This is a genomic window from Streptomyces humicola (assembly GCF_024436035.1).
Taxonomy (GTDB): domain Bacteria; phylum Actinomycetota; class Actinomycetes; order Streptomycetales; family Streptomycetaceae; genus Streptantibioticus_B; species Streptantibioticus_B humicola.
The window spans coordinates 85,827-101,942 of sequence record NZ_JANFNG010000022.1 but is presented as its reverse complement, the minus strand read 5'-3'; the positions used below and the strand labels follow the sequence as shown (position 1 = coordinate 101,942).

Here is a 16,116-nt window from a genome sequence, read left to right as displayed (position 1 = left end):
CCTCTCCGCACTCGCGGGCCAGACGGTGACGCTGAAGTTCACCGGAGCCGAGAAGACCGGAGCGCAGACCTCCTTCGTCATCGACGACACCGCACTCAACGTCAGCTGAGTATCCCGGCCATACCGTCGAGCGGGACCGGACCGATCCCACACGACCGCGGCCGCAGAATCCAGGACCCCCACATCGAAACGAGGAGAGCCATGTCTCCCTTCCGCCGCTCGTTATTCCTGGCAGCCCTCTCCACGGTGCTCGGCGCGCTGCCCCTGACCTCCGCCACGCTCCCCGCACCGGCAGTCACCATGGCTCAAGCACCAATGCACCACATCCCCGGATCCACGCCGTTCTTCATCAGCCACGGACTGAAGAACACCACGACCACCAGTGACAACTGGTCCGGCTACGCGGCCACCGGCTCCACCTACAACCAGGTGTCGACCACCTTCACCCAGCCGTCCGTCAACTGCTCCAAAGGCGACGGCTACTCCAGCTTCTGGGTTGGCCTGGACGGTTACAGCTCCAACTCCGTCGAACAGACCGGCACCGAGGCCGACTGCTCGGGTGGCGTAGCCCAGTACTCGGCCTGGTACGAGATGTATCCCGCCAATCCGGTGACCTACAGCAACCGGGTCAGACCCGGAGACGTGATCATCGAGACGGTCAGCTACGCCTCCAGCACCTACACTCTGACCCTCAAAAACACCACCGAGGGCTGGACGAAAACCACCACCAAACGGCAAAGCGGTCTTTCCCGCTCCTCCGCCGAGGTCATCGCCGAGGCACCCTGGTCCGGCAGCGTCCTACCCCTCGACGACTTCGGCACCGTCCACTTCAGCAACTCCACCGTGAACGGCTCTTCCCTCAGCTCCACCAACCCCGTCGGAATCAACATGGTCTCCGACTCCGGAACCCCGGAAGCCACCATCTCCTCCCTGTCCGGAGGGTCCTTCTCGATCACCTGGAACAGCCTGTAATGGGCCCGTCCGATCGCCTTGACCAATCCCTGGGGCCGTGGGTCGCAACGAAGCCGATCGGCTCGGCCTGACCAGCGATAGCAGGTGCCGCGCCGTATGGCGAGTCCATGGCACGCACGCTCAACACCGGCGGTCGGACATAGGGGCGGGGGCCGTTCGCGGCACCCGCCCCTCTCAGCGTTCGTGCATCCCCGCTCCAGGAGAAGACCGCCATGGGAGCGAGAGGTCGGCCTCAGGCGCAGCACCAGGGCACACAGCACTTCGCCCGCCCGCATCAGGGCGGAGCCGCAGCAGTGGGGGAATCAGCGCGTCGGCAGGTCGAGTGACCAGCCGTGCGGCAAACAGCCCTCACTTGGTTGGCACGCCGGGCGGTTGAGGGTGGCAGAACGGCCGGCAGCCTCAGTCCGCTGGCGCGGATTCAGGCGAACAGGCCGGAGGCCAGGTGGTCGTCGCCGGGACCGCGGACACCGGGGAGGGCGAAGAAGTAGCCGCCGCCGGTGGGCTGGATGTAGTCGGTCAGTGGCTCCCCGGCCAGGCGCTCCTGGACGGCCTGGAACTGCCGCGCGACGTCCTGCTGGTAGCAGCAGAAGATCAGGCCGATGTCCAGGTCGCCCGTGGCGTCGAGGCCGCGGTCGTAGTTGTAGCCGCGGCGCAGGATCTGCTGATCGGCGGTGGCCCTGGTACGAGGGTTGGCGAGGCGTATGTGCGAGTTGAGGGGGATCATCACACCCTGGGGGTCGGCGGCGTAGTCGGGCTTGTCGGACTCCTTGTCCCCGTCGAGTGGGGCACCGGAGTCGCGCCGCCTTCCGATCATGGTCTCCTGCTCGTGGAGTGACACCCGGTCCCAGAACTCGACGAGCATCCGGATGATGCGGATGACCTGGTACGAGCCGCCCTCGGTCCAGATCGGCTCACCGGAGACTCCGCCGCGGGTCCAGATCAGCGCGTCGGCGACCGCCGGATCCGAGACGTCGGGGTTGGCGATGCCGTCCTTGAAGCCCAGTTGGTTGCGCTGGGCGCCGGCGGGGCGCGGCGGGGACTGAAAGCCGTCTGCCTTCCAATCGGCCTGTATCCCCGCGCGGGTGTGCTTGGCGATGTCGCGCAGCGCGTGCATCACGGTGTCGCGGGAGTCCGCGCAGATCTGGACTGAGATGTCGCCGTGCAGTTCGGTAGAGCTGGCCAGGTGGTCGTCCGGGAAGACCGGCATGGGAATGAGGCGGGCCGGCTTGCGGGGGCCGAGTCCGTAGCGGTCGTCGAACAGGGAGGCACCGACGCCCACGGTGACGGTCAGTCCGTCGGAGGGGATCACCGGGCCGAGGGTGCTGCTGTCTGTGGGCGCGGATGCGATGTCGGTCGCGGGGGCGGGGCCGCCCGCGGTCAGGAGGCGGATCCGCTCGGTGAGGGTACGGAACGTCTCGCGAAGGGCCGCCCGGTCGGGGGCGATGGCGCGGAAGGAGACGAAAGCCGCGGCGGCCTGCGCGGGCGTGGTGATACCGGCCTGGTGCGGTCCCTCGAACGGTATCCGGCGCCCTGAAGCCGATTCCGGGGACGCGGCGGTGGCCAGCGTCACGCCGCCGAACGCGGCGGCGCCTGCGGCGCCCACCGTCGCGCCCCGCAGGAACGCGCGCCGGCCGAGCGGGTGCCGGGGGGAGCCGTCCGCCTCCGGGGACGACGCGTCCGATCGGGGGGTGTGCGGATGCGTCATGCGGAAGTCCTCGGGGCGAGCAGGTTGGGTACCGCGGACAGCTGCTCCAGCAGCTCTCCCATGTCACCGTCGATGCGCTGGCGGCGGTCGGCGCTGATACGGCGCAGTGGCGTCCAGGTGCCGTCGGGCGTGCGGAAGGCCGTCACGTCCGCGTCCACGCGCGACAGGTCCTGGTCGATGACCGCCAGCAGGACGGGATCGCGCGGCCGGATCAGCGGCTCGAGGACGTCCAGCACCTGGCGGGTGCCCTGGATGTTGGCGTCCACCGTGGCGAGCGCGGTACCGCTGCCGTAGTCGTCGGCACCGGTGAGCTGGAACTGGAGGGCGTTTTCCAGGATCTCATGGGCGCGCAGCGGCAGGTCGCCCGGATCGACGTCCTCACTGGGAAAGTCCCGGATGAGAGAGGAGACATCGGATACCAGCCGCCGGGTCAGCGGGCGGAGCCGGGAGGCGGCCTGACCGTGCCACAGGCCGTACTCGATGCGGAAGAAGCCGGTCCAGTCCGGCGAGTCCACGCCCTGCGGGTGTCCCTCCGCCGTGCCGTCGATCGCGTCGTCGAAGTCGCCGAAGGCGTTGTACGCGGCGCCCAGCCGCTCGTAGTCGAGGTGGGCGGTGAGCCAGTCGGCTCTGGCGGCGCGCAGGTCGTTGCGGGCGGTGTCCGCGTCCAGGGTGCGGGCGGCCGCGAGAAGCGTGGGCAGCGCGGCGCTGATCCAGCGGCGGTAGGCGTTGACCGGGGCGGTCATGTCCAGGTCGGGCAGCGGCTGGTACCCGGCGACGGCGGTGGAAGTCGTCCCGGTGACGGTGATCCGGCGCGAGGTGCGCACGGTGCCGTCGGAGAACACGCACCGGAAGGCGTAGTGCCCGCCGTTCAGCGTGGTGGTCAGCGGCAGCGTGTGGCGCGGCGCGAGCCACGGGATCTCGGCGTAGACGTCGCCCTTGTCCGGATCCGTCAGGTAGACGCTGACGAAGGCGGCGCGAGCGCGGTCGGTGACGGAGAACGCAAGCGGGCCCGCTGGCAGCTGCGCGGCGGGTGTGCCGCATGCCGTGGTGTCGACGGCGAGGGACCTACCGTCCGGTGCGGATCCGTCGAGGGCTGCAGCCAGTCCCGCACCCGCTGCAATGGCGGCCGCCACGAGCCCGGCCAGTCCGGCGCGGCCGCGCAGCCAGGCGCTTCGTCCGGCGCTACGCCGTACGCTTCGCCACACGCGCGAGAGGCCCCGGGTGCGCTCGGGGCCTGGGCCTGGGCCCGCGTCCGCGGCGGCGCCGTCCGCCTCGGCCGGGCGGCCGTCGGCGGCCGGGGGCTCTGCCGGCGCTGGGGTGCGCATGGCGTTCGTCGGTTCCTCTCGGGGCTGCGACTGCAATGGCGGGTGTGTGGCAGGGGGCCGGCCCGCCCCACCTCGCGATGGGTGGGGTGGGCCGGGTGGTGCGGAGTGCTTCGGGTCAGTTCCAGATGTCGTTGATCGTCGCGGCGCCGTTGCTGTTACCGACCTTGGCGAGGCCATACCACTGCTCCAGGGTGGCGAGCATGTTGTAGTGGTTGATGGTCTCGCTGTACTGGCCGGTCTTGACGTTGGCGCCATAGAAGATCGTGGGGATCTGGTTGTTCTCGGTGCTGTCGTCCTCGTCCCAGTCGACGATGAGCAGGCTGTTGTTGTTCTTGGCCCACGTCGCGTACGCCGACATCTTGTTCTGCAGCCAGGTGTCGGCCTGGGCGATCGTGCCGTCGTGCATGTCGTCGTTGAGGTTCGGGATGACGAACGACAGCGTCGGCAGGGTGCTGTAGTCCGTCGGGAACGACGTGAAGGGCACCGAGTCCGACGCCGGGACATTGCTGTAGTTGATCCACGGTGAGTGCTTGCGGGCGTACGCGCCGGAGGTACACACCGTCGAACCGGTGCTGGGCAGGTCCTCCGAGTAGCCCTTGAAGGTGTAGCCGGCGCCGAGCAGTTCAGAGCCCAGGTTGGCGGTGGTCCCCTCGCTGACGGGGCACTTGTCGGACGTCAGCCCGAAGGTGCTGCCGCCGAACAAGGCCATGTAGTTGGGCTCGCTGGGGTGGGTCACGGCGAACGACGACGTCATCAGCGCGCCCTGCTGAGCGAGCGAGTTCATGTACGGAGCACTGGAGTTGCCGATGATGTCGGAGTACGAGTGGTTCTCCTCCATCACCACGACCACGTGCGAGGGAGTGGTGAAGGCCGCGGGCCGGGCCTGGGCGGTGGAGCTGTGCGGGTACAAGGTGGTGGCGACGATGGCGCCCACTGCCACGAGCGCAGCGAACGGCAGGGTGAAGCGCGGCCTGATACGCATCAATTCTCCACAGACGCGAGAGGAAGCCGGATGGGAGCGCACTCCCACCACGGCAGGACGGCTACAGCGGTGGAATATTCCGCGTCCCAGGGGCAGCTGGGCCGTCTCCTCGGCGGCGTGAACGTGAACTCTTGGTCAACGATTGCCCTGTTGGATGCCTGTCCTGCGTAAAAGCCCGGATTCGGGCCCCTTATCTGCGCTGTTCGCTGCGGGACGGTCCCCGGCGGCGCCTCGCCGTGCGCGAGCTGGTCACCCCCAAGGCGAGCAACCCCAACCACGTCGCGGCACACGGTAAGAAGGCACTGGACCAGCTCTCCTTGTTCTTCGAGGACCGGCTCAATGGACGGTGAACTCAAGGCACTTACACGAAGTCACTGACACGTCCCGGCCTCCGTACCGGTCAGCAGCCGGCGCCCCAGTGGTCGGTCACGACCAAACCGTGCCGCCCGAGAAGTCGTTGGCTATTACCTTCTGGACACCGTCGGCGATCTTGGTGTCGTTGAGGATGATGCCCAGCTCGCGGTTCTTGTTGAGCGAGGTGTCGGAGAAGTTCTCCGATCCCACGAAGACCTTTTCGTTCGACGTGCCCTGGTCGGCGACGATGGCCTTGGCGTGGATGTACAGGGGCGCCGAGGCCGCGTACGTGCTGACCTTCACGCCTGCCGAGGTGAGGGTGTTGAACTCGCTTGCGTAGGTATTGCCGGAGTTGGTCATCACCACCTCCACCTTGGCTCCGCGCCGGACGGCCGCGGAGAGGGCGCAGACCACGTTCGTGTCACCCATCTCCTGGTTCTCCACGTACAGGTTGCTCTGCGCGCCCTTGATCAGGGCGAGGAGCTGGGACTGGGAGTCGGTCGGGGACCACACCAGGTGGTGGCCGTCGCCGGGGGTGACGGACTTCGTAGCGTAGTCGGCGTTGAAGACCTTCACGATCGCCGCGACATCGGCGCTGTCGGTGTCGGTCACGCTGTAGTTGCGGTCCGCCGTGTAGTACTGCGACGTCATGTTGCCGCTCATGATGACGGCCTGGGTGCCGTCGATGACCATGGTCTTCTCGTGCGTGAAGTAGTACGTGCTGCTCGACCACACCACTCCGACGCCGTTGTTCTTCAGGTACGTGTACGTGCTGGAGTTCGTGGACCTCCTGCGCTGATCCAGGATCACACGGACCTTGACGCCCGCCTTCTCCTTGGCCACCAGGTCTTTCTGAGCGGTGGTGTCGACCAGTTCGTACATCGTCAGGTCGATGCTCTGACGGGCCGAGTTGATCAGGTCGTAGATCGGCTGGATGCCCTGATCGGGCTGGACGATCAGGGAGTACGTGCCGGAGGCGGCGTGCGTTGTTGGGGCGATCAGGACGAGGGCCGCGGAGGCGGCGACGGTGCCGGTTGTCAGCCGTGCTAACGGGATACGGCGCATGCTTCCTCCTGTGTGGGGGGTGAGGAGCCTTGCGTACAGCGCGGACATGACAACCGTATTGCTGGACGCCGACATGTAAATGACGCGCGTAGAGTCTTGGCTCGGGCTTTACCCGACTCTCCGGATCGTTCCGCGCCCCTAAGGGCGCCTTAGCTAAGGGACTCGACCACCGGCTCCGGCGGCCCGGCCACTGTGTGCACGTGGAGGCACCGGCCTCCCGGCAACAGCGGATTGCCGTAGATTGGGGGCTCCCATGCAAACGCGACGCGCACTCACCGCGGCCCTCACCGCCGCAGCCCTGGCCCTATCGCTTCTGCTCTTCATCGCGATAGCCAGCACCAAACCCCGCGTCCCCGCCTCCGGCGGCGTCAGCTATACCATCCCCACGCTTGCGGGAGCCGCCAACAACCTCGCGGACGGCTTGGATCTCGCTGTGAACATCGGCGCCGGCCCGAACAAGAGCGTCGAAATCGACACCGGCTCGCTCGGGCTCGTCGTCGCGCGCAGCGCCATCGGTCCCAAGGCGGTCGACACCGGCAAGAAGGGCTACATCGAGTACACCAGCAGCGGAAAGATCCTGTCAGGCGAGTACTTCATCGCATCGGTCACCTTCCAACGACCCCAGGCAGCAGTGACGACCATTCCCATCCGGATCCTGGGCGTCACATCCAGCAGCTGTGCAAGCGGCTACCACAGTTGCACACCCGATGACGACATCAACCGGATCGGCATGCTCGGGGTCGGCTACAGCGAATACGCCAAGACCGACAGCCCCGCGCCCACGGCAGCGGACAACCCGTTCCTCCAACTCACTGCCATGCACGACGGCATCGCCCGGCCCGGCTACATCATCACGCGCAACAACGTCACACTGGGCCTGACGCCTAACGAGCGCGCCTCGTTCCACACCACGCGGCTGGCGAAGGCACTCCCGCCGAACGGCACGGGCGCCAGAATCTGGTCGATGCCAGGGTGCTTCGCCATCCCCGACTACGGTGACCACGCCCACTGCGGCTCCATCCTGTTCGACACAGGAATCAGCAGGATGATTGTCGGCCTGCCCGCGGCCGAGCGACCAACGGCGCTTGCCACGGCTATCCGCAACCGCACCAGAATCCGGATCGACATTCCGAGCCTCACTCACCCGGCCTTCGGCTACATCACCAGCGTCGGCGACCCGAGTGAACCCATCGCGCCGCAGGGGGAACCGGCCGCGTCATGGGCCGCCGACACGGCGTTCGTCAACACCGGACGCGAGCTGCTCGCCGAGTACGACTACGCGTACGACGCACCCAGCCACAGAGCCGGCTTCAGAAGCGATCCCGAGTAGCCGGCGGCACTCCGGCCTGGCGTGTGTCCGCACACGATCTTTCCGAATGATTCCGCGTCAACCATGCTGGGCAGCACGCTGGACGACAAGACTGACAGACGGTTACCCGCACGAGGGAGAGTCCCGATGCCGACGATCGATGTCAACGGTGCAACGATCGCCTATAGCGACACCGGTGCACCCGCAGACAGGCCGGACGCCCCCACCATCGTCTTCGGGCACGGGCTGCTCTTCAGCAGTTGGATGTTCCGCCCGCAGATCGCGACGTTGCGAGCACACTACCGCTGCGTCACCCTGGACTGGCGAGGCCAGGGTGACACGCCTTCTGCCGAGGGCGGGTACGACATGGACACCCTCACCGCCGACGCCATCGGCGTGATGGAGTCGCTCGGCGTCCCACCGGTGCACTACGTCGGGCTGTCAATGGGCGGCTTCGTCGGACAGCGCATCGCCGCCCGCCACGGCACGTTGCTGCGCTCCTTGAGCCTGTTGGACACCAGTGCGGACGGAGAGGACCCGGACAAGGCGGGCCGGTACAAACTCCTTGCCCAGATCTACCGGTTCACAGGCGTGAGACCGGTGCGCTCGCAAGTGGAGAAGCTGATGTTCGGACCGGCCTTCCGAGCAGACCCAGCGAACGCGGCCGTGATCGAGGAATGGGCCGCCCGGCTCGCCCGTTGTGAGCGGACCGGGATCCGCAAGGCCGTCCTAGGCGTCGCCGAACGCCAGCCTGTCGACGCCGAGCTCGCAAGGATCACGACGCCCGCCCTCGTCATCGTCGGCGCCGACGACATTGCCACTCCGCCCGACAAGGCCGCCCGCATCGCCGCTCGCATCCCCGGTGCCCGCCTGGAGATCGTTGCCGAGTCGGGCCACTCAAGCACGCTTGAACAACCACAGGCGATTACCGAGTTGCTGAGCGAGTTCCTGGCCACCGTCGACCGGGGGTGAGTCCTGCCGGCGGCGGACAGGGGTCCCGTGGGCGGATGACAGCACGAGTACCGGGCAGCTTTTGAACACCAAGCAGCCCGGAGCGGCCCGGTCGGGCGAGGTCACGATCACGCGAGGCGTGGACAAGAGCAAGGCATTCACTGACTGGGTCAAGCGATCCTTGGTCGAGGGGAATGTTGACGGGGCGCGTCAGAACGTCACCATCACGGTGATGGATCGAGCGAAGAAGCCGGTGAAACGGATCCACCTGAGCAATGCCTGGGCCAGTGGATGGGATGGCCCCTCACTTGAGGCTGGGGCGAATGACCCGGCAACGGAGACCGTGACCCTCGCCTACGAAGACATCAAGGTCGAGTCAGTCTGAGCACGGGCACTCCCTGCCGCGACTGTCAGTGGCCGCCCGTACCATGACGGTCGTCCCGCTGGCTGGCTGCCCGGACACACGAGAGGCCGGACCTGTGTAATACAAGGCCCGGCCTCCGCCAGGCGAGGGTCACAGCACGGCGCGACGTGGTGACGGCAGCACGTAGACGCCGAGCGTGTAACACAGCGCCGCAGCCAGGGACAGCAGGGCCATCAGCAGCGAGTGGAGGGGGTGGCCCCCGGCGTCGAGGAAGGAACCGCCGAACATCGCCGACGCGATCACGAACACGGCGCCGAGGAGCGCCCAGAACGCGGTGGCCCACCGCCGGCGCCACACCGTGTAGGCGAGGACGGCGACCGAGATCGGGATCAGCGCCAGGCCGAGGGCGATATGGACGGCGAGAAAGCGCTGCCCCTGTCCCCCAATCGCCCAGCCGAGCCCCGCGGCCGCCCGGGACGGGATGGGAAACCACTGCTGGACCTGCGTCCCGGGGTGGCTGGCCGGCAGCGAGACGTAGAGGTTCACGACCATGCCGATCCCGGCCTCCACGAGCACAAGGACGGCGGAGACGAGGAGGACGGGCCGCAGGAAGCCAGAAGCGGGCACGCACGGCACTGTACTCACAGTCACAGGTCGAGAGGGTAATGCGCTGTCCGCCATATGGGGGGCCGGGCTGTCGAGGGTCTCGGTCTGGGCGGACCCTTCTTGGTCGCTCTGCTGATGCCCGCAACGTGATCTGGCCGGTAGCGGGAAGATCAGCGCCCGGGGTCCTCGTTGACGAGGACCCTTCCGGCCGTCACGCGTCCGCTAGCGGAACGCCCTTCTCCACAATCGGGGCGCGCGCTGCTCGCCAACCGGGTGCGCCACACAGGGTGGAGGGACAGCATGCGGCAGCCGATGGGCCAGGACGGCACCGACGAGCCGACCGGCCACGGCACGCCGTACATCGCTCCCGCAGCCGGGATCGATGCCATGCGCGACGCCACCGCGGTGATCCGCTGCCCTCGCCGCCGGCGACAGCGAGGGATTCCACGCGGTCCCGTTCGGCACCGACCAGCCGCGCCACGTCGCGTGCGCGCTCGCCTCCGTCGCCTACATGGTCATGGCCGGCGCGGGACTCGACCAGGCCGGCATCGCCAAGGTGCTTGACGAGATCAGCACCAGCATCACCGACAGCATTCTGGATCAACCGCGGCCTGACACGCCGCGAGGGAGGTGATGCCAGGATGCCCGAGGGCTTCCGCTAGCGCATCGCTAGCGCGTTCGTCTCGGTCTCTCCCGACACCGAGGGCTTCAAGGAGGAGCTGAAGGCTCAGCTCGATGAGGCCACCGCGGCCCTCGAGGGCAAGGCCAGGGTCACGCTCGACGCCTCCGACGCCTTTTCTGCCTCTGGCACCGTCACGCGCTTCTGCCGTGCTTGGCGCGCGTCCCGCACCGTCGTCATCCGCAAGGCCATTTCCGCAGGTCAGCGTCGGCGGCGGTCCAGGCACACGTCATTTCGCGGGTTCTCGTGGTGCCGCGCACTCCCGTCGGGCAGCCTGGTGGCACCTCGCACGGCACCACTTCGTCTGCTCTCCGCCACAGTTGACGGCGCTACGGGTGTCGGGCCGGGGAGGCCACTCCGTCCATGCCCCGGCCCGGCCATCGCGCATGCATGGCCAATGGGCGGCCGGCGCAGGACAGAACCCATACAGAACCCGGAGTCTTCATGAGACGACGTATCGTCACCACTCTTGCGGCAACTCTTCTCACCGCCGGAGTCGCACTCAGCACGCCAGCGGTGGCCGAGGCAGCCCCGGCCCAGGCGGCCACCGCGAACGCCTGCAGTTACAACTCCACCATCGGCTGGCATTGCGGCTACTACAACGGAACCGCGGAGACCGATGAGTGGAGCACCAATACGGCGGCTGTGAAGGAGATCCAGGACCTGATCAACCAGGAAACGCTGTACTGGGAGAACGGGCACGCGCAGTTGGCCGTGGACGGAAGCTTCGGTCCCGCGACGAAGGCCGCGGTGGAATGGCTCCAGGAGAACTACGGCATCTGCGGCGGGGTGAACGGCAACGTCGGACCCTGCACGTGGAGCTTCCTGCGCTGGAACCCGTGACGGCCGGTCCTTGAAGCCGCTTTGGCCGCGTCGGGGCGCAGACCTGTGATCGGCCCCCAGCGCGCCGACCTGCGCAGTGCAGGAAATGCTGGAGTCGGCGTTTCACCGGGGCCGGGATGTGGATCTTGCCAGGGAGAACCCCCGGCGCGGGCCACGTGGTGAACTTGCGTCCTCCATGCCTTGCGATACGAGTCGAAGGTGTGTGGAGGACGGCCAACAGCCGGCCCTGTCACCGGAATCCGGGACCGCGAGGGCGGGAGCAGTTCAGCACCGACACGGGGCGGTAGCAATGGCCTGGTGATCTCCCGCAGGCTGTCGAAAACAGCTGAACCCACGTGGTCGCTGAGCGTGCGGTCTTCATGGCCGTTGACGTGCGCCACGGTGGCGGAAAGTTTCAAGCGGTGACTATTTTCCGCCAATTGGTGATGAGAGCAAGGCCAATTGGCGGCGAGAACAGGGCGGAATTCTTGTCAGCTCCAGAGCTGTCTGATCGTGATCGCGGGGGCCGATCGTGGCGCCCTGCGGCGCGCACACGAAGGAGGATCATATGAGGATGCCCCAGCGACTCGTGACCGGGGTGGCGGCCTTCGGACTGATCGGGGGCGTGACGGCCGTCGTCGCGGCCCCGGCCGAGGCGGCCGCGGCGACGCCGGCCACGGCCGCCTGTGTATTCGTGAACGGCACGACGGGCGCGGAGGGCACCAACGCGCACGGTCTCCCCGAAATCTCCGGCGGCTCGACCTTCACCAAGCCGGGTACGTCCACCTGCCATGATTTCAACCTGTGGTCGGGCAAGGTCGGCGTCAGCTATGAGGGCTGGCTCTATTACGGCAACGGGAACTGGGGCGCGTGCTCAGCCGGGTATGTCAGGTACTCCGGCGGCTCCATCGTGCTGTGCACCAACGTGGAGGCCGGCACCATCGAGGCTGTGACCTCGACCAACGGTTCCGGCCAGAGCATCGAGATCATGGACTGACCTGATTCAACACGCTGCTCTGGCAGGCCCCGGCCTGCCAGAGCATTGCCTCTCTCTGATCTTCCGCGAACTCAGGTCGCGCTCCACAGTTCGCGGTCGGCCCGCGGCGGCAGGAGTGAGCGCGGGGCCAGCCTTACCGGGGTGCTCCCGGCCAGGCCACCTGGTCGTGCTCGCCCGGACTGAAGTCCGAGTGGTGTCCTACGCGACCTTCTACCAGCGGGACGAGGGATCGCCCGGCAGGGTGAACTCGCGACACGATGCACCGGCTGACCGCAACACCGGGCAAGGACGCTGCCTCCATGTAAAGCGACACATCGCCGTGGGACACGGCCTTTGCCGCGACTCTGAGTGCTGTTCCGGCACATGAGGCATGTGAGCCACTGCCCATGCGGGCTGGGGGCCAGGGCTGGTGCCCTTCCGTCGACCGGCCCCCGGGCTGAGTGGTTCGAACCAGACCACCAACGGGACCGCCCCCGGCCGCACCACCCGCACCCCGTGCCCGGCAAGGCACCCGGTGGCCGGTCGGATTACCTGTCCGTGCTGCGTTCGGCGAGGATGCGCTCGACGGCACCTGGGTCATCTGGGGTGATCGTGGGGCGCACGCGGTGTCCGATATCGATCACGAGCGCCACGTCCTTCCGGGGGCGTTGCGGATCGAGGTTCCACCAGTGGAGGAAGTCGCCCGAGCCCCAGATCCGCCACTTGCGCACCTTGTTCACGCCGGTCAAGGGGAGCTTTTCGACGCCTTGGATCGAGCTGTAGCGGATCCGCTTCGCTCCCCAGGGGTAGTAGCGGCGGATGGTCAGCCCCTGGTCGTCGCAGAGGATCCCGCCGTCCTCGTAGGCGGTCGTGATTTCGTGGTTCATCCGGACCTCCTGGTGTTCACTGTGCGTCCGTTCGTGGAGTGGTGTTCTGACGCCGCCCGAACAGCCAATAGGAGGCTGAGCCGAGGGTGTTCAGGGCGCTGGCCGTCCGCCAGATCCGCTTGTCGCCGCGCACCTGCCAGGCTGCCCTGGTGCGCAGGTCCCGCCACGTGAGTACCGCGGCTGCGGCATGGAGCGTCGCGATGGCGGCGAGGATCCGCTTGTCTGGTTTGCCTTCTGCGGTCATTGATCCTCCGCTCGGTCGGCTGGCCCCGCCTTTTCTGGACCTGGCCCGGGGCGCCGTTTCACGGGGTTTCGGGGGTGAGGATGAAGATTCCGGCGACCTTCTCGTCCGCGTCGAACGCGACCCGGGCCTTCATGTCGCCGGCCTCGTAGCGCAGCGGGATGTCGACGACCGTGTGGTCGCCGATGCGGCGGACGAACGGCTCGCCCTCGCCGAAGCCCTCGAACGCGCCGACGAGGCCAGTGACCGTGGCCAGGCCGTCGCCGCGGACCTCGTCGGTGAAAGCCTCCAGGACCTGTGCGTTGAAGGACTGCCTGGCTTCGTCCATGCGTCCGCCGAGGACGGCCGCGGCGATGGTGGTCGCGCGCTCTGCGGCGTCGGTCATGCGCACAGTCTTGTCCATGGGTTCTCCGGTCCGGGGGTCGATGGGCTTGCCGAACCGCTGGAAGGCGGCTTGGCGGGTGACGCCCAGCAGGTCTCCGATCTCCTGCCAGGTGTGGCCGGCGTCCCGACACTGCTGCACGCACAGCTTGAGCACCCGTTCCGCCAGGTCGTCGACGCTCTGGGCGCGCTGGACCAGGTCGAGGTAGGCAGGTGACGCCAACGGGCTGCCCAGCGCCCGGGCCAGGACCGAGGCATGCTCGGCCAGCAGGGCGCTCAGGGCAGTGAGGGGCGGGGGGGATTCGGCCATGTGTAAAGGATGCCTTTACGGCACCCCCTCTGTCAAGGAGTCCTTTACGTCCGAGTGACTCTCGCGACTCGGGCATGCCGGCTCTGACTTGGATGGCCTGCAGGTCATCCAAGTCCCTGCAGGTCATCCAAGTCACAGACAGAGCCGGGGTTGAGCAGCAGCGGTACAGTGGTTTAACGCTGAGATTGATCACGGTCTAGTCGTGGCCGGATGGCGTTGACACGGTTCGCATACTCACGACAAGCCTTGCGCTGCGCGGGGATTGCCGAGGCGTCGCAGGTTCGTCATCGGGGTCCCTTCCGTGCGGAGGACGGGAGCGTATCTGTCGTTAAACCCTGTCATGAATCGGCATCGGATGTGATTGCGTCGGCGACGCACTTTCGCACCGGAATGTTCTGGTTCGTCGGGCGCTCGCCGTGCCTGTCGTCATTCGATCGTTGCCGACGGGCCGGGCGGCCGGATAATCCTGGCGGAAGCCCATCACGGCTCGGCGCCCAACAGGCCGACGGCACACCCCAGTAAGGAACCACGCGATGAGCATCCCGCTCGCCTTCCCCCTGAAGCCCGTTCCGATCCACGTGTCCGACGAGGTCCTCGATGACCTGCGCGCCCGCCTCACATCGACCCGTCCGCCGCTGGACGAGGGGAATGGGGACTGGTCCTACGGCGTCCCCGGCAGCTATCTCCGTGAGCTGGTCGCCTACTGGCGGGACGGCTACGACTGGCGCAAGGCCGAGGCCGCCATCAACGTCTACGAGCACTACCAGGTGAGCGTCGCCGGTGTCCCGGTGCACTTCATGCGCAAGCCCGGCCGCGGCCCCCGTCCGATCCCGTTGATCCTCACCCACGGCTGGCCGTGGACGTTCTGGCACTGGTCGAAGGTGATCGACCCGCTCGCGGACCCGGGCGCGTTCGGCGGTGACCCCGCCGACGCCTTCGACGTCATCATGCCGTCTCTGCCCGGCTTCGGTTTCCCCGGCCCGCTCACCGGCTTTCCGGACGTCAACTTCTGGAAGGTCTCCGACCTCTGGCACACCCTGATGACCGAGACCCTGGGGTACGAGAAGTACGCCGCCGGGGGCTGCGACATCGGCGGGATCGTCTCCAGCCAGCTTGGCCACAAGTACGCTGACGAGCTGTACGGCATCCACATCGGCTCCGGGCTGCGGCTCGACTTCTTCACCGGCCCCCGGGCCTGGGACTTCGCCCGGAATCGGCCCCTCACCGACGACCAGCCCGCCGATATCCGCGCCCGGATCATCGAGCTGGACCACCGCTCGGCGTGCCACCTCGCCGTGCACATGCTCGACGGCGCCACCCTGGCCCACGGGCTGAGCGACTCACCCGCCGGACTGCTCGCCTGGCTGCTGGAGCGCTGGAACGCCTGGAGCGACAACGGCGGTGACGTCGAATCCGTCTTCACCAAGGACGACCTGCTCACCCACGCCATGATCTACTGGGTGAACAACTCCATCGCCACGTCGATGCGTTACTACGCCAACGCCAACCGCTACCCCTGGACCCCCGCCCACGACCGCACCCCGGTCGTGCAGGCCCCGGTCGGCCTCACCTTCGTCACGTACGAGAACCCGCCCGGCATCCACACCGCCAACGAGCGCGTCCAGGCATTCAAGACCGGCCCGCAGGGCAACTGGTTCAACCACGTCAACGTCAACGCCCACGACCACGGCGGCCACTTCATCCCCTGGGAGAACCCCGACGCCTGGGTGAACGACCTGCGCCGCACCTTTCACGGCCGCAGGCCCTGAACGACCCTGCGGGCTCCTGTGGCGACGGGCCAGGCGAACGTTGCCTGGCGGGGGCGTGTGCGTCGCCTGACCGACCCCTACCACCCGCCACGCCACCTGCCTGCGCACCTCCGCTCGCCGCCTGGCCGGGCAGCTCGGCATCGAGGACGCCTCGTGCGTGAAGCGGTATCGGGAGCGCCGCAGGACGCCGTACGAACACGCCGATGAGGTTCAGCAGCGGTTCAGGCGGCGTGGACGCACGACGAGGGGCCGGTGGCGCTGTTCAACCACGTGGTGACGTGGCTGCGCAAGAACCGGGTGCTGCTGTCGGGCGTCTCGGTACTGGCCCGGCAGGTGTCGGAGGCCCGTACGGCGGCGGAGCGGCGTCTGTACGAGGCGGTGACGCGGGCGGCGCCGCTGACCTGTGACACCGAAGCTT

General features: G+C 67.7%; 16 protein-coding genes and 1 pseudogene. 9 read left to right on the top strand and 8 right to left on the bottom strand.

Translation table 11 applies throughout. The annotated features are described in order from the left end of the window. Nucleotides 1-201 precede the first annotated feature (201 nt). Nucleotides 202-972: a G1 family glutamic endopeptidase gene (locus NGB36_RS23915; RefSeq protein ID WP_255922498.1), complete on the top strand. Its 771-nt coding sequence runs from the start codon at nt 202-204 to the stop codon at nt 970-972. A gap of 418 nt (nt 973-1,390) precedes the next feature. Here NGB36_RS23915 and NGB36_RS23910 read toward each other — a convergent pair whose 3' ends face one another. The 4 genes from NGB36_RS23910 to NGB36_RS23895 all read right to left on the bottom strand — a co-directional run bounded on the left by NGB36_RS23910 (nt 1,391) and on the right by NGB36_RS23895 (nt 6,403). Next, a complete protein-coding gene (locus NGB36_RS23910; RefSeq protein WP_255922497.1) occupies nt 1,391-2,677 on the bottom strand; it encodes a Dyp-type peroxidase in 1,287 nt (428 codons plus the stop codon). After that, nucleotides 2,674-4,002: an EfeM/EfeO family lipoprotein gene (locus NGB36_RS23905; protein ID WP_255922496.1), complete on the bottom strand. Its 1,329-nt coding sequence runs from the start codon at nt 4,000-4,002 to the stop codon at nt 2,674-2,676. The genes NGB36_RS23910 and NGB36_RS23905 overlap by 4 nt, the downstream gene beginning before the upstream one ends. Before the next feature lie 115 nt (nt 4,003-4,117). Then, nucleotides 4,118-4,984: an alkaline phosphatase family protein gene (locus NGB36_RS23900; RefSeq protein ID WP_255922495.1), complete on the bottom strand. Its 867-nt coding sequence runs from the start codon at nt 4,982-4,984 to the stop codon at nt 4,118-4,120. Between the two features lie 426 nt (nt 4,985-5,410). Continuing rightward, nucleotides 5,411-6,403, bottom strand: a complete 993-nt coding sequence (locus NGB36_RS23895; protein WP_255922494.1) for a phospholipase D-like domain-containing protein — start codon at nt 6,401-6,403, stop codon at nt 5,411-5,413. A gap of 253 nt (nt 6,404-6,656) precedes the next feature. Between NGB36_RS23895 and NGB36_RS23890 the strand changes: the two genes are divergently transcribed. The 3 genes from NGB36_RS23890 to NGB36_RS23880 all read left to right on the top strand — a co-directional run bounded on the left by NGB36_RS23890 (nt 6,657) and on the right by NGB36_RS23880 (nt 9,048). Beyond that, nucleotides 6,657-7,733, top strand: coding sequence for a hypothetical protein (locus tag NGB36_RS23890; protein WP_255922493.1), 1,077 nt, complete (start codon nt 6,657-6,659; stop codon nt 7,731-7,733). Nucleotides 7,734-7,859: 126 nt separating this feature from the next. Then, nucleotides 7,860-8,684: an alpha/beta fold hydrolase gene (locus NGB36_RS23885; RefSeq protein ID WP_255922492.1), complete on the top strand. Its 825-nt coding sequence runs from the start codon at nt 7,860-7,862 to the stop codon at nt 8,682-8,684. 61 nt (nt 8,685-8,745) lie between these two features. Further along, nucleotides 8,746-9,048 carry a phage tail protein gene (locus NGB36_RS23880; protein ID WP_255922490.1) on the top strand — a complete coding sequence of 101 codons (303 nt, stop codon included), beginning with the start codon at nt 8,746-8,748 and terminating at the stop codon, nt 9,046-9,048. 129 nt (nt 9,049-9,177) lie between these two features. Here NGB36_RS23880 and NGB36_RS23875 read toward each other — a convergent pair whose 3' ends face one another. Next, a complete protein-coding gene (locus tag NGB36_RS23875; protein ID WP_255922489.1) occupies nt 9,178-9,654 on the bottom strand; it encodes a hypothetical protein in 477 nt (158 codons plus the stop codon). A gap of 490 nt (nt 9,655-10,144) precedes the next feature. Between NGB36_RS23875 and NGB36_RS23870 the strand changes: the two genes are divergently transcribed. From NGB36_RS23870 to NGB36_RS23860, 3 genes are all read left to right on the top strand, one after another. Next, nucleotides 10,145-10,267 carry a hypothetical protein gene (locus NGB36_RS23870; protein ID WP_255922488.1) on the top strand — a complete coding sequence of 41 codons (123 nt, stop codon included), beginning with the start codon at nt 10,145-10,147 and terminating at the stop codon, nt 10,265-10,267. 489 nt (nt 10,268-10,756) lie between these two features. Then, complete coding sequence (locus tag NGB36_RS23865; RefSeq protein WP_255922487.1) at nt 10,757-11,155, top strand: peptidoglycan-binding domain-containing protein; 399 nt, start codon at nt 10,757-10,759, stop codon at nt 11,153-11,155. 553 nt (nt 11,156-11,708) lie between these two features. Further along, the gene (locus NGB36_RS23860; protein ID WP_255922486.1) at nt 11,709-12,131 is read left to right on the top strand and encodes a hypothetical protein; all 423 of its coding nucleotides are present in this window, start codon (nt 11,709-11,711) and stop codon (nt 12,129-12,131) included. Between the two features lie 527 nt (nt 12,132-12,658). Here NGB36_RS23860 and NGB36_RS23855 read toward each other — a convergent pair. Genes NGB36_RS23855 through NGB36_RS23845 form a run of 3 tightly spaced genes read right to left on the bottom strand, consistent with a single transcriptional unit; the run spans nt 12,659 to nt 13,929 of the window. Beyond that, the gene (locus tag NGB36_RS23855) at nt 12,659-12,997 is read right to left on the bottom strand and encodes a PH domain-containing protein (protein WP_255922485.1); all 339 of its coding nucleotides are present in this window, start codon (nt 12,995-12,997) and stop codon (nt 12,659-12,661) included. A 16-nt stretch (nt 12,998-13,013) separates the two neighbouring features. Next, nucleotides 13,014-13,241 (bottom strand): hypothetical protein, encoded by a 228-nt coding sequence (locus tag NGB36_RS23850; RefSeq protein WP_255922484.1) that lies wholly within the window; start codon nt 13,239-13,241, stop codon nt 13,014-13,016. Nucleotides 13,242-13,299: 58 nt separating this feature from the next. After that, nucleotides 13,300-13,929: a DUF3887 domain-containing protein gene (locus tag NGB36_RS23845; protein ID WP_255922483.1), complete on the bottom strand. Its 630-nt coding sequence runs from the start codon at nt 13,927-13,929 to the stop codon at nt 13,300-13,302. Nucleotides 13,930-14,462: 533 nt separating this feature from the next. Here NGB36_RS23845 and NGB36_RS23840 point away from each other — a divergent pair. Together NGB36_RS23840 and NGB36_RS33880 are read left to right on the top strand one after the other, a co-directional pair. Further along, a complete protein-coding gene (locus tag NGB36_RS23840) occupies nt 14,463-15,698 on the top strand; it encodes an epoxide hydrolase family protein (RefSeq protein ID WP_255922482.1) in 1,236 nt (411 codons plus the stop codon). A gap of 121 nt (nt 15,699-15,819) precedes the next feature. After that, nucleotides 15,820-16,091, top strand: a pseudogene (locus NGB36_RS33880) (DUF4158 domain-containing protein); the annotation flags it as partial. Between the last annotated feature and the right edge of the window lie 25 nt (nt 16,092-16,116).